Genomic DNA, 13,190 nt, shown 5'->3' on the forward strand with positions numbered 1-13,190 from the left:
ACAAAATTGCTTATAATATAAGTTATGAAAATGCTTGAAATTAAAAAATCTAAATTTATTCCTTTATTGCTTGATATAGATAATAAAGAAAAAATAAAAGAAATAATTAATGATTTAAAAAAAGAATATAAAAAAGCTAAACATATAGTTTACGCTTTTATTATTGAAAATAGCAATGGAAAAATTACAGGCTATAGTGATGATAAAGAACCTTCTGGCGTAGCTGGTCGTCCTTTATATTCTTTATTAGAAAATAAAAAAATATCTAATAAACTTCTAGTTGTTATTAGATATTTTGGAGGCATTGAATTAGGCAAAAGTAATTTATTAAGAGCCTATTTAAATGCAGCTAAATTGTTATTTGACTAAGTCTAAGATTTTCAGCATTAAACATGTCATAATTTTCTAAAGCCATATTTAATAAATAAGAATTTAAAAATAAAACTTGATTTTGTAAATTATATATTGAGTTAGGTTGAGCTTTACTTTCTTTAAAGTAATCTAGAAGGTTTGTATAGTTATTTAATTTAGTTTTAAATTGAGTTTCTTGGCTTTTTAAAGGTGTGTTACTTCAATTAAATGAAGTACTTAATTCTTTAACTTTAACTAAAGCATCATATACTTTTTTAGCATATTGATAAACTTGAATTGCTAAGCTTGTACTATTATTTATTTTGCTAAATAAATTTGTAAAGTCTTCAAATGTTCAGTTATTTGTTAAGTTTACATTTAATAAACTTACTAAATCCTGAACTAAATCAGATAGACCTTTTTTATTTCCTTTTGTAACTGTTGCTTCCTTTATAGTTTCTAAATAATTTACTAAGTCTCTAGCTTGTGTATTGGTACCTTTTATTTTGTTTAATTGATCTATTACTTTTTGAAAATTGAAAATTGGACTATTTGTAAATTCTAAATTATTTAAATTATTTAGACTTGTATAAATTACATTTCTATTTGTTCTATTATATTGATTTAAAATAGGTTTTAAAGCTCCGTATCTTTTAGCTAAGTTTGTTTTTAAAGTATTAAATTTTTGAGTAGCTGAAGTAGCCTTATCTGTTTGCTTACTTTTTACATAATTTAATATACCTAATTTAGTATTTAAGACCACATTGGTTTTATAAACTAATAAAGAAAAAATTTCTAAAAAGTATTTTGTTAATTTAGCAGCATCACCTGTTTTTGAATTTAAAAAGATATCTTGTAATGTAGCTTTTTTAGAAACTAAATAATTAATAAAATCGTTAATGTTTACATTTGCATTTGGTTTTTCAGATGCAAAATTTGAAAATGTTGAAATTAATTCACCACTTTCTTTTGCTAATTTTACATAATCTAAATAATCAATGTTTGCTTCAGTTTTATTTGAAGCTAAAACACTTAGATTTAAAGTTTTAGCATAAGCAATAACAGCCTTGATTAATTCATTAGCTTTTAAATTTAGAGATTCTTTAGCTTTTTGGGTTTTAGCTAATCCATATAAATTATTTATATCATTTGTTTCTAAATCTAAATTTGATACTTGTTCTAATAAAGATTGTAATTGTGTTTTAAAAGTTTCAAAAGTTTGTGAGTTTGATGATGATAATTTTTTTAAGATTGCTAATAATCCATTTGAATTATCTGAAAGTTGAAAGTTTAAAGCAATAGTAGAAATATTTTTAATATCATTTCTAATTTGTAAATTATTATTTACAGCCAAAACAAAATTTGCAGGTACATTTGCTTTTGCAAATAAAGCTGTTTCTTTTGCTTGTGTATCATCATCAGCTTCAGGTGCAGTAGTTACGTTTTTAGGTTGGTTAGTATTTTCATTAGCATTTGTATTTGAAGAAGTTGCGCTAGCATCTGAATTTGGTTTTGTTACACTGCTTTGGTTTGATGATGTGCTTTCTTCATTTTTAGAAGATGAAGCTGTAGAAGAACTTAAATCTTGTGTGCCTTCAGAATTACTTGATAAAGAAGGATCTGTAGGCGTATTATTTTCTTCAGGTGTTTCATTTAAAGCACTTGAATCATCTACCTTTGTTTTAGTATTTTTATTATTTTTTTGACAAGAAGCCGCAATAGAAACCATGGCTAAAGGAGATAAAGCCATAGTTATTAAAAATAATTTTTTTATTTTTCTCATAAATCAAAACCTTTCAATTTTAATAAATTAGTTGTATAAATTATAACATTATAAAAAAACAAACCTAAAATTATTTATGTTTGTTAATTTTTAATTTAATTAAGCAGCTTGTGGAGCAGCAATTTCTAAGTTTGTAAATGCGTCACTTTCAGCGTTAAATTGTTTGAAGATTTCAGCAACAACTAGTTGAGCGTATGAAGTGATTGTTCTAACTGATTGATTTAAAGCATATAATGAATTAGCTTCAAAAGGAGTTTGAGGGCCTTTTAATTTATTTAATTCTGAATTCAATTCACTTAATTTTGCAACTTCAGCTTTCGCAGTAGCTAAATCATCTCCTGTAGCTTTTGAAGCACCATCTAATAAATCGGCCAATAAACCTTGAATTGCCAAACCTTTTAAGAATACATTTAATCCTGCACTTCAGCTTGGAGCTACAGAGTTAAAGAAATCTACAAAGTTTTGTAATTTACCATTTTCATCATAGTTTAAATCATTAACTGATTGTAATCCTGCAAATTCAGAAACTAGTCCTTTAGTAGTTTTTTGTTCAACTGTAACATCTAATAAAGCATTTTTTAATTTTAGTAAGTTATCATAAGCTTTTTTAGCATTGGTATCTGATTCTTTTGCTTTAAAACTTTCTAAAGCTGTTGATAAAACTCCATTTTCCCCAAACTTATCTGCTATCGCTTTTAATTTGTCGTAAACTGGTTTTACAGAAGTAAATTTAGCTTTATAAGCATCTAATCTTGCTTTGATTTTTGAATTATATTTCATCAATGCTTCGTTTACTTTATTTGTTTTTTCACTATCACTTGAAGCTGTATAATTTAAAGCTCCGATTTTTGAAGCAAATAAAATATCCATACGATTTACTATTAATGAAAACATTTGTAAAAATGTCTTTACGCTTTGAGCTGCATCAGAAGAATCCTTCATAAATTGGTTTGATAGGCCTGATGCTGAAGCTTCTAAAAATCTAGCTAAATCATTTGTTGAGTTATCTGTTTGTGGCGCTACATTTGCATAAACAGTCATTTTTTTGATTAAACCTTCGCCTAGTGAATCTTTTAAATATCATGCTAAGTCTTTGTCTTCTAATGACAATAATAACTCAGTGTTAGCAAAAGTATGAACTTTTTGTAAAAATTCTTTTGCTTTTTCCATAAATTTCATTCTTGCATCTTTATAAGCAGCAACATCACCAGTATTTCCTTGAATTTGCCCTGCTTTAGTTTGATCTAATCCTAAATTCATTAATTGTAATAATAAAGCTAGTATTTCTGTTTTAAATGTTCCAAATTGTGAATCCTTGTGTAATTCTCACTTGCTTTTTTAGATAAAACAGCAAACAAACCTTTTGATTCATTAATTAATGCATCATCAGTTTTATTAACATCTAACCCAAAAGCACCTCTAACGATGTTTTTTACTTGGAATCTTGTTCCTAAGTTTCCTGCTACTTTTTGATTAAAATCATCAGATAATGCTACTGTTGCATTAGCTTGTGTAGCTGGTTGGTTATCTTGTGTACCAGCTGGTCCATTATTTGCACCTTCTGATGCTGGAGTAGTAGTTTTAGGTTGCTCTGCTCCAGTATTTTCAGTTTTAGGAGTTTTTGGAGTTGCAGGGGTTGTTACTACTTTTGATTTTTCTTCATTTTTAGCACATGATGCAGCAACTGCTGTTAAAGCTATAGGACTCAATGCTAGAGTCGCTAGAAATAATTTTTTAAATTTTTTCATTTTATTCCTTTCATTAAAAAGTTATAAGTATATATTTTATAGTAAAAAGCACCAAATGTTATAAAAAAAATGCAAATTTATTAAAAATTGCATTTTTTTCAATTTTTTTGTCATTTATGCACTTTTTTGTTGCATTTTAATTTCATGAGCATGTTTATGTTCTAATTCTTTATAATGCAAAATAAATGCTAATTGAATTGCATATACTATTGTAGAGATTATTTGTCATATTAATCCTCCAATAAATGCAGTCATAGCTCCATCTTGTAAGCCTAATCCTTGGTTCTTTGCATTAACTATGCTTAAACTAAAGAAAATAATTCATCAGGTATTGTTTACTAAAAAGATTGCAGGCATTCATGGTGTAAGCCCTTTGAAATCTTTATTTTTAAAACTGATGATTAACTGAGGCATGAAAGCTAAAGTTGTAAATGAAGGGGCAATTAAACCGAAAATCAATGATTCTGTCCCTGTCATTCATTTAATCAGTGCTCCTTTTTCTGGATAAAACTTGTTAAATTTAATTTTGTGATATACTAATACGCTAAATACTGCAAACATTGCTATAGTAAATAATACAAAGAATGTAATTGCAATGACTACTTTTGAAAGTGTTTTTTCTTTTCTATTTTGATCATAGTAATGTAAATAGAACATTGTAAAGCTATATATAATGGTACAAATGAAGTTGGCAACAAATATATATCAACCGTCTTCATTTCCTCCAAAAACACCTAATACAAGTCAAACTAATAAACCAAAGTAAAATATTCAAAATGATAAATAATTAACGTTACCTGTTTTTTTAGTTTTGCGTAAATGTAAAAGTTGTGGAAAACCTAAGCAAATTGTTGTTATTGCTGCAAGTATTCCAAAAACTTGAATAAATACATTAATGATTGTTGTCATAATAATACTTTTAAATTATACTTGATTTAATGTTTTTTATTTTTAAAAAATAAAATAAAAAAACACCTTTAGGTGTTTAGTCATTTCTGAAATGGTGGCTCCGGCAGGAATCGAACCAGCGACACACGGAGCTTCAGTCCGTTGCTCTACCAACTGAGCTACAGAGCCATAATGGCGGTCCAGACGGGAATTGAACCCGCGATCTCTTCCGTGACAGGGAAGCGTATTAAACCACTTTACCACTGGACCGTGGTTGCGGAGATTGGATTCGAACCAATGACCTTTGGGTTATGAGCCCAACGAGCTGCCAAACTGCTCCACTCCGCGATATAATGGCGGGCAATGAGGGATTTGAACCCCCGCGGGCCGTGAAGCCCCTGGCAGTTTTCAAGACTGCTCCCTTCAGCCACTTGGGTAATTGCCCATTGGTGGACCCAACAGGACTCGAACCTGTAACCGACCGGTTATGAGCCGGTTGCTCTAACCATTGAGCTATGGGTCCGTAGCCCTATAGGGTTTATTACATATGGTAGCACCGAAGAGAGTCGAACTCTTGACCTTCCGGGTATGAACCGGACGCTCTAACCAACTGAGCTACAGTGCCATAATGGTGGAGAGGAAGGGACTCGAACCCTCTACCTCCTGCGTGCAAGGCAGGCGCTCTGGCCAGGTGAGCTACCCCCCCATAAATGGTGAAGAAGACAGGATTCGAACCTGCGACAACTTGGTCCCAAACCAAGGGCTCTGCCAAGCTGAGCTACTTCTCCACGGCGTATGCTAGTATTTGATACGTTATTAATTATATATAATTTTTTTTAAAGTTTTCAAAAAAAATTAAAATTTCTCATCATCTCAGGTAAATTCAAAATCTCTTATCTTAATTGTGTCGCCTTTTTTAACTTTTGCGTCTCTAATTAATTCAAAAAGTCCGACTTTTTCTAATTTTGCATTTAACCTTCATAAGTTATCTAAAGAAATAACTGGAATTTTATCATATATATTATATACATCATCCCCAATTACTTCTCATGTGTCTGAATTTAGTTGAATTATTTCAGTAGGTTTTTTATTTAAAGTTATATGAACAATTTCATTTTCTAATTTTTCAAGTTCTTGTATTTCGTTTTTTTTGCTTTGTAATAATTCAAACATAGCTGTTTTAATAGCTTCTATATCATCATTAATAAAAGCACAGCTTTCAACTATTACTAAATCTGGATATTTAGCTTTAAATTCTTTTAAATGATTTTCATAAGCATCTAGATCTTTTTTATTAGCAATAATAATTTGAGGTAATTTTTCAAGTCTTAAATTATAGTTTTTTAATTCATTATTAATAATTTCAAAATCTTCGATTGGATTTTTATTATCAGATCCAAAGTCAATAATATGAGCAATTACTTTACAACGTTCTATATGTTTTAAAAATTGAATTCCCAAACCTTTTCCTTCACTTGCAAATTCAATTAAACCTGGTAAATCAGCTACTACAAAACTTTTGTCATGATATTTAACCATACCAAGTTGAGGAACTAAAGTAGTAAAGTCATAATCAGCAACTTTTGCTTTTGCATTTGTAATTAAATTTAAAATAGAACTTTTACCGGCTGATGGTTTTCCAACAAAACCAACATCTGCTAAAACTTTTAAAGTTAAATGAAGTTCAAAGCTTTCACCTCTTGTTCCATTTTCACATAGTCTAGGTGCAGTATTACGAGAAGATTTAAATTTTAAATTCCCTTTGCCACCTTTTCCACCTTTTGCAATTAAATATTTTTGATCATCAACAATATCAGCAATTAATTTACCATCTAAATAAACCATTGTACCCATAGGAACTTTAACAATTAAATCTTGTCCTGCTGCCCCATATGCATTTTTTGGTTTACCGTTTTCGCCATTTTCAGCTATTATTTTATTTTGATAATAAAATGGTAATAAGGTGTTTTGACCTGTGTCTCCTTGAAAATAAACTGAACCACCGTTTCCACCATCTCCTCCATCAGGTCCACCACGATCAACGTTGGCTTCACGTCTAAAAGAAATAATGCCATCTCCACCTTTTCCGGCTTTAACTAAAATATCAACTTCATCTATAAATTTCATACTAATTATTTTAGCATAATTTATGACTTAAAAAATAAAATTAGCCATTGCTATTGGCTAATTGTTTTTAATTCTCATAAATAGAATTTCTGATACATTTATTTGCTTATTATCAAACTTTTTAAAGTCAGTTATTAAATTATAATCAAAACTATTTTGAGCAATAAATTGATTAATTTTTTGGCATTTAATAGGCATAATAATGCTTAACATTAAATTAACTAAGTATATACCGTTTAATAAAGTGTTTAAAACACAGTTTAAGCGAGTTAAATCATTAGTTAATTTTCAAGGTTCTGTTTTATCTATATATTCATTTAATTTACTTGATAAAGCCATTGCTACATCATTTGCTTTATCAATATGAAAGTTGTCCATTTGCTCTTTATAATTTAAATAATAGCTTTCTAGAATTTCTAGAATTTCTAAATCAATTTCTTGAAGATTATTTTTATCATAATAAACTCCATTTTCAAAAGAATTATTTATCATTTTAGCAACTCTATTTACTAAATTACCAAAGTTATTAGATAGATTTGCATTTAAAACATTAATTAAAGTTTTTTCTGAAAATGAATAGTCGCTATCGATATTGATTTGTGAAGCAAAGAAGTATTTAATTTCTTCAGCTCCATATTTATTAATTAAATCAATTGGATTAATTACATTCCCTTTTGATTTTGACATTTTACCTTCGGGAGTAATAATTCATGAATGAACTATTTCTTTAGTTGGCATATTAATATCTAAAGATTTTAAAAATATTGGTCAATAAAGACTATGAAAACGGCTAATTTCTTTTCCTAGTACATGAACTCTTTCATCACCGTTTTTTCAAAATTCATTATATAGTTCATCATTTTCTTCTGATAAATAATTTAAAGCACTTAAGTAATTAAATAAAGCATCTAATCATACATAAATAACGTGTTTTTTTTCTGTTTGTAGATTATCTAATTTAATTCCTCAATCAAAAGAAACTCTTGTAACTGAAAGATCTTCTAAACCTTCTAATAAAAAATTAGTAATTAATTCTTTTTGAGTTGCTTTATTTGAAATGAATTCAGGATTGTTAATTAAAAAGTCTTTAATTCAATTAGAAAACATTGACATTTTAAAAAAGTAGCTTTCTTCACTAATTTGACTAAGTTCATGTCCTGAAACAGGATGATAGAATTTTCCATTTTCTTTTTTAGCTTGAGATAATGTTAAAAATTCTTCATCACTAACTGAATATAAACCTTGATATGAACCTTTATAAATATAGCCTTTTTCTAACATTTTGTTAAAAATTTTAATAACCATTTTTTCATGATTTTTATTAGTTGTTCTTGAAAAATGATCATAATCAATATTTAATAAAGTTCAAAGATTTTTAAATTTTTCAGTTTGTAAATCAGTAAATTTTAAAGGTTCTAAATTGTTTTCTAAGGCTTTTTTTGCTATTTTTTCACCATGTTCATCTATACCTGTAACAAAGAAAGTTTTATATCCTTGTTGTTTTTTATAGTTTCTATAAACTCAAGCTAAAGTTGTAGTTAGTAAATGTCCTATGTGTAAATCTCCACTAGGGTAGTATATTGGTGTTGAGATATAAAAAGTTTTTTTCATTATTTTCTCACTTTCTTTGGACTATATAATTCTTTAATTTCATTGCGATAGCTGTGATCGTTTTTATCGTCATTATGTAAATATAAATTAGGTTCAAAAGTTGTTCCTCAACCTGATTTATATCTGCTTTCTACCATACAAAATTTAGGCATAGACGAAACTCTTGTGTAAATTAATTGAATTCTTTTAGGTTCAAATTCGTATTTTCTTAAAAGTTCAATTAAATCAATATATCTAGCCATTGGTAAAACTATTGATAAATAACCTTTTTGTTCAATAATTTTGGCACTTAAACTTATTAATGTTTCTAAATCTAATTCAATTTCATGTGTTGCTATTAATTTTTCTTTAGAACTTGTTTTTCTTTTGACATTATAATTTTCGTTATAATAAGGAGGATTAGCTATAATCATTGAATATTTTTTAGCTTTTTTTGTTCCACACAGTATTGCGTAATCTTTTGCATATTTTTTAAAATCTTCTCATATTACATTTATTTGATTTTCTAATTTGTTTAAAGTAACGTTTTTATTTGCTAAATCAACGGCTCTTTTTTGAATTTCAACAGCATCTATTTTTATATCTTTATCTCTTGCTGCTACAAAAATAGATAAAGCACCATTATTAGCTCCTATTTCTAAAATATTTGAAATATTACGATTTAAAGAAACAAAATTGCCGAACATTATAGTATCAACAGAATAGTTAAACATTTCTTTATCTTGATAGACAAATAAATCACCAGAATATCCTAAATTGTTTTTAATAATTTTTTCGCTCATTTTATTTCCTTAATTATTAAAAATTATACAATATTAGCATTTTAAAACTTTAATAAAAGTTGCTTTATCTGTTTTTTATTTAAATAAAAAAAGCATCATCATGATGCTTAAATTAAAATAGATTTAATTAATATATTTTTTATTTTTAAAATAAATTATTAATGGAATATAAATTAAAAATATTGTAATTAAATATATAAACAAAACAATAAGGCTAAATTTTAGAGCATCAGCAAATATATTAAATGCTATAGAAATAATAATTGAAACTAAAGCAATATTTAATATAACGAAAGATGATATAAAGTTAATTTTATTTGTTTTTTTATTTTCATTAATAAATTGAATTTTATTAATGAAAAACATAGAAAATAAGCTTCTTAATCAGCCATTTCTATTTTTATATAAAATAGCGAATTTAGTAATTTGTATCATAAAATAAGATAAATAAACTAAAGTAAAAGAGATAGGATAATTATATTTTCAATTTATATATTTTTTTACTTTTTTTATTTCAGGTTCATTTATTAAAGAAATTTTATTGTTATAGTCATTACATCAGATTATATAAACAAAAATAAAAAGTAATGATAAAACAAAAACTATGTTTAATAAAATCTCAAAGCTTAAAAATAGTTTTTTATTTAAGTTTAATTCATTTTTTTGCTTCATATTTTTTCCTTATTACTATTTAGTTCTTTCAGTATACAAAAAAATTAGTAATATTTTTTATTAAGTTATAAAAAAGGTTTAAATTTTATTTTTTATATATAAAAATGGAAATTTTTTAAGTTTTTTATTTTAAAAACAAAATTTGTATATAAAATAAAAAAGTGCTTAGATTAAGCACTTTTTAATCGTTCTCTGAAAACTGAATACGACAATTTTAAATCTCGCTATAAAATTTATCACTATTAAACCAATCAATTTATTAGTACTGGTCAGCTGAATATATTGCTATACTTACACCTCCAGCCTATCAACCTCATAGTCTATAAGGAATTTAAAGGGAATACTCATCTTTGAGGGGGCTTCCCGCTTAGATGCTTTCAGCGGTTATCCCTGCCGCACTTGGCTACCCAGCTATGCTTTTGGCAAAACAACTGGCACACCATCGGTGCGTCCACTCCGGTCCTCTCGTACTAAGAGTAGCTCTCATCAATATTCCAACGCCCACATCAGATAGGAACCAAACTGTCTCACGACGTTTTGAACCCAGCTCGCGTACCGCTTTAATGGGCGAACAGCCCAACCCTTGGAACCGACTCCAGCTCCAGGATGCGATGAGCCGACATCGAGGTGCCAAACCTTCCCGTCGATGTGATCTCTTGGGAAAGATAAGCCTGTTATCCCCGGGGTAGCTTTTATCCGTTGAGCGACGGCCTTTCCACGAAGAACCGCCGGATCACTAAGTCCTGCTTTCGCACCTGCTCGACTTGTAGGTCTCACAGTCAATCACACTTCTACCTTTATGCTCTAAGATACGGTTTCTGACCGTATTGAGTGTAACTTTGAACGCCTCCGTTACCCTTTAGGAGGCGACCGCCCCAGTCAAACTACCCACCACACACTGTCCTCTTCCCGGATGACGGGAACAAGTTAGAAGTTCAACGTAACAAGGGTGGTATTTCAACGGTGACTCCGCTTGAACTGGCGTCCAAGCCTCATAGTCTCCCACCTATCCTACACATGTTAAATCAAACTCCAATATGAAGTTATAGTAAAGCTCCACGGGGTCTTTTCGTCTAGATGCGGGTCTCCGGCGTCTTCGCCGGAACCATAATTTCACCGAGTCTATTGTCGAGACAGTTAAGAGATAATTACTCCTTTCGTGCAGGTCAGTATTTAGCCGACAAGGAATTTCGCTACCTTAGGACCGTTATAGTTACGGCCGCCGTTCACCCGGGCTTCACATCAATGCTTCGCAAATGCTAACACCTTTGCTTAACCTTCGGGCACTGGGCAGGAGTCACCCCATATACATCGTCTTACGACTTAGCATAGAGCTGTGTTTTTGATAAACAGTTCCCCCTTACTATTCACTGCGGCCCACTTTTTAGGGTGGGCATCCCTTCTTGCGAACTTACGGGATGAATTTGCAGAGTTCCTTGACAATAGTTTTCTCGCTCGCCTTAGAATACTCATCTTGGGGACGTGTGTTCGTTCTCGGTACGGGTTTCAATAAACTTAAGTTAGAAGCTTTTTTAAGAGGTATGGAATCATCCAATTCGCTACTTTGTCGCCATTTCACTATGCATCATAACTCCCGGTTAAGCCATGCGGATTTGCCTACATGACCCAGTCATTATTTACCCCACAATCCAGTAAGTGGTAGTACTATCCTCCCCCGTCACTCCATCACATTTAAAGAAAGTACAGGAATATTAACCTGTTGTCCATCGGCTACGCCTTTCGGCCTCGTCTTAGGACCCGACTAACCCTGGGTGGACGAACCTTGCCCAGGAAACCTTCCCCAATAGGCGTCAGAGATTCTCACTCTGAATCGTTACTCATACCGGCATTCTCACTTGTAAGCGCTCCAGTAGTCTTCACAGTCTACCTTCAATGCCCTTACAACGCTCTCCTAACGCATTTCTGCCCGTAGCTTCGGTATTGTGTTTTAGTCCCGTTGAATTATCGGCACAGAGTCTCTCGACTAGTGAGCTATTACGCACTCTTTAAACGGTGGCTGCTTCTAAGCCAACATCCTAGCTGTTTAAGAAACTCCACAACCTTTCTCACTTAACACAATTTTGGGACCTTAGCTGACGATCTGGGTTGTTCCCCTCGCGTGCATCGACGTTATCACCGATGTACCGACTGCATAGTAATACATGATAGTATTCGGAGTTTGATTATAGTCAGTACGGCTAGGCGCCGCCATTCCATATTCAGTGCTCTACCCCCATCACTTAACACTACACGCTAGCCCTAAAGCTATTTCGGAGAGAACCAGCTATCTCCAAGTTCGATTGGAATTTCACCCCTACCCACAAGTCATCCGGGCACTTTTTAGCGTACTACGGTTCGGCCCTCCACTTAGTGTTACCTAAGTTTCAGCCTGCTCATGGGTAGATCACCTGGTTTCGGGTCTATATCAACATACTAAAGCGCCCTATTAAGACTCGATTTCTCTACGGCTTCGCTTTAATCCACTTAACCTCGCATGTTGACATAACTCGCCGGTCCATTCTGCAAGATGTACGCCATCACCCATTAACGGGCTCTGACTAACTGTAAGTAATTGGTTTCAGAATCTATTTCACTCCCCTCCCGGGGTTCTTTTCACCTTTCCCTCACGGTACTAGTTCACTATCGGTGTCTGGTTAGTATTTAGCCTTACCGGGTGGTCCCGGCAGATTCAGACAGGGTTTCACGTGCCCCGCCCTACTCAGGATACTACAAGAAGATTTAGCCATTTCGCTTACGGGAATTTCACCCTCTATGTTTAAGCATTCCAACTTATTCTGCTATAACTAAATTTTGTAACTTCATAATGTAGTCCTACAACCCCAACAACATGTGTTGGTTTGGGCTTTTCCCCGTTCGCTCGCCACTACTGAGGGAATCATTCTTCATTTTCTCTTCCTGCTGCTACTGAGATGTTTCAATTCACAGCGTGTCTCTTCATTCGACTATGAATTCATCGATATGATAATTGAGGATTAGCTCAATTAGGTTTCCCCATTCGGAAATCCCCGGATCGTAGCTTATTTCCAGCTAACCGAGGCTTATCGCAGGTAATCACGTCCTTCATCGACTTCCAGACCCAAGGCATCCACCAAAAACTCTTATCTTGTTTAATAGTTGTTTTGTTATATTTGTTGTATGATCTATTGTTTGTCTATAATTTTGTATTCTATAGGTTGATCTAAACTTTGAAATATTAATTAATATATC

General features: G+C 31.2%; 9 protein-coding genes, 8 tRNA genes and 1 rRNA gene. 1 reads left to right on the forward strand and 17 read right to left on the reverse strand.

The window, feature by feature from the left end:
• Positions 1-24: 24 nt before the first annotated feature.
• Positions 25-369, forward strand: coding sequence for a YigZ family protein (locus EGN60_RS02840; protein WP_124724567.1), 345 nt, complete (start codon positions 25-27; stop codon positions 367-369).
• On the opposite strand, the gene EGN60_RS02845 is transcribed toward EGN60_RS02840, so the two are convergent.
• The 17 genes from EGN60_RS02845 to EGN60_RS02925 all read right to left on the reverse strand — a co-directional run bounded on the left by EGN60_RS02845 (position 350) and on the right by EGN60_RS02925 (position 13,096).
• Positions 350-2,134: a hypothetical protein gene (locus EGN60_RS02845; protein WP_124724568.1), complete on the reverse strand. Its 1,785-nt coding sequence runs from the start codon at positions 2,132-2,134 to the stop codon at positions 350-352. The two genes, EGN60_RS02840 and EGN60_RS02845, sit on opposite strands and share 20 nt — an antisense overlap.
• Before the next feature lie 99 nt (positions 2,135-2,233).
• On the reverse strand, positions 2,234-3,394 hold the full coding sequence (locus EGN60_RS02850; RefSeq protein ID WP_124724569.1) for a hypothetical protein: 1,161 nt from the start codon (positions 3,392-3,394) through the stop codon (positions 2,234-2,236).
• A 17-nt stretch (positions 3,395-3,411) separates the two neighbouring features.
• On the reverse strand, positions 3,412-3,882 hold the full coding sequence (locus EGN60_RS02855) for a hypothetical protein (RefSeq protein ID WP_124724570.1): 471 nt from the start codon (positions 3,880-3,882) through the stop codon (positions 3,412-3,414).
• A gap of 114 nt (positions 3,883-3,996) precedes the next feature.
• Positions 3,997-4,791 (reverse strand): SemiSWEET family transporter, encoded by a 795-nt coding sequence (locus tag EGN60_RS02860; protein ID WP_124724571.1) that lies wholly within the window; start codon positions 4,789-4,791, stop codon positions 3,997-3,999.
• Positions 4,792-4,883: 92 nt separating this feature from the next.
• Positions 4,884-4,959, reverse strand: a tRNA-Phe gene (locus EGN60_RS02865).
• Between the two features lie 4 nt (positions 4,960-4,963).
• A tRNA-Asp gene (locus EGN60_RS02870) sits at positions 4,964-5,040 on the reverse strand.
• Between the two features lies 1 nt (position 5,041).
• Positions 5,042-5,118 (reverse strand) — tRNA-Met (locus tag EGN60_RS02875).
• A 6-nt stretch (positions 5,119-5,124) separates the two neighbouring features.
• Positions 5,125-5,215, reverse strand: a tRNA-Ser gene (locus EGN60_RS02880).
• A gap of 2 nt (positions 5,216-5,217) precedes the next feature.
• Positions 5,218-5,293, reverse strand: a tRNA-Ile gene (locus EGN60_RS02885).
• 25 nt (positions 5,294-5,318) lie between these two features.
• Positions 5,319-5,395 (reverse strand) — tRNA-Met (locus tag EGN60_RS02890).
• Between the two features lie 4 nt (positions 5,396-5,399).
• Positions 5,400-5,476 (reverse strand) — tRNA-Ala (locus EGN60_RS02895).
• A 5-nt stretch (positions 5,477-5,481) separates the two neighbouring features.
• A tRNA-Pro gene (locus tag EGN60_RS02900) sits at positions 5,482-5,558 on the reverse strand.
• A 67-nt stretch (positions 5,559-5,625) separates the two neighbouring features.
• Positions 5,626-6,897 carry a GTPase ObgE gene (gene obgE / locus EGN60_RS02905; protein ID WP_124724572.1) on the reverse strand — a complete coding sequence of 424 codons (1,272 nt, stop codon included), beginning with the start codon at positions 6,895-6,897 and terminating at the stop codon, positions 5,626-5,628.
• 57 nt (positions 6,898-6,954) lie between these two features.
• Positions 6,955-8,508 carry a methionine--tRNA ligase gene (gene metG, locus EGN60_RS02910; RefSeq protein ID WP_124724573.1) on the reverse strand — a complete coding sequence of 518 codons (1,554 nt, stop codon included), beginning with the start codon at positions 8,506-8,508 and terminating at the stop codon, positions 6,955-6,957.
• Complete coding sequence (locus tag EGN60_RS02915; protein ID WP_124724574.1) at positions 8,508-9,290, reverse strand: tRNA1(Val) (adenine(37)-N6)-methyltransferase; 783 nt, start codon at positions 9,288-9,290, stop codon at positions 8,508-8,510. The genes metG and EGN60_RS02915 overlap by 1 nt, the downstream gene beginning before the upstream one ends.
• A gap of 123 nt (positions 9,291-9,413) precedes the next feature.
• Positions 9,414-9,962, reverse strand: coding sequence for a hypothetical protein (locus EGN60_RS02920; protein WP_124724575.1), 549 nt, complete (start codon positions 9,960-9,962; stop codon positions 9,414-9,416).
• A gap of 238 nt (positions 9,963-10,200) precedes the next feature.
• Positions 10,201-13,096 (reverse strand): 23S ribosomal RNA (locus tag EGN60_RS02925).
• Positions 13,097-13,190 lie beyond the last annotated feature (94 nt).

The sequence above is a fragment of the Mycoplasma struthionis genome (assembly GCF_003855455.1).
Taxonomy (GTDB): domain Bacteria; phylum Bacillota_I; class Bacilli_A; order Mycoplasmatales; family Metamycoplasmataceae; genus Metamycoplasma; species Metamycoplasma struthionis.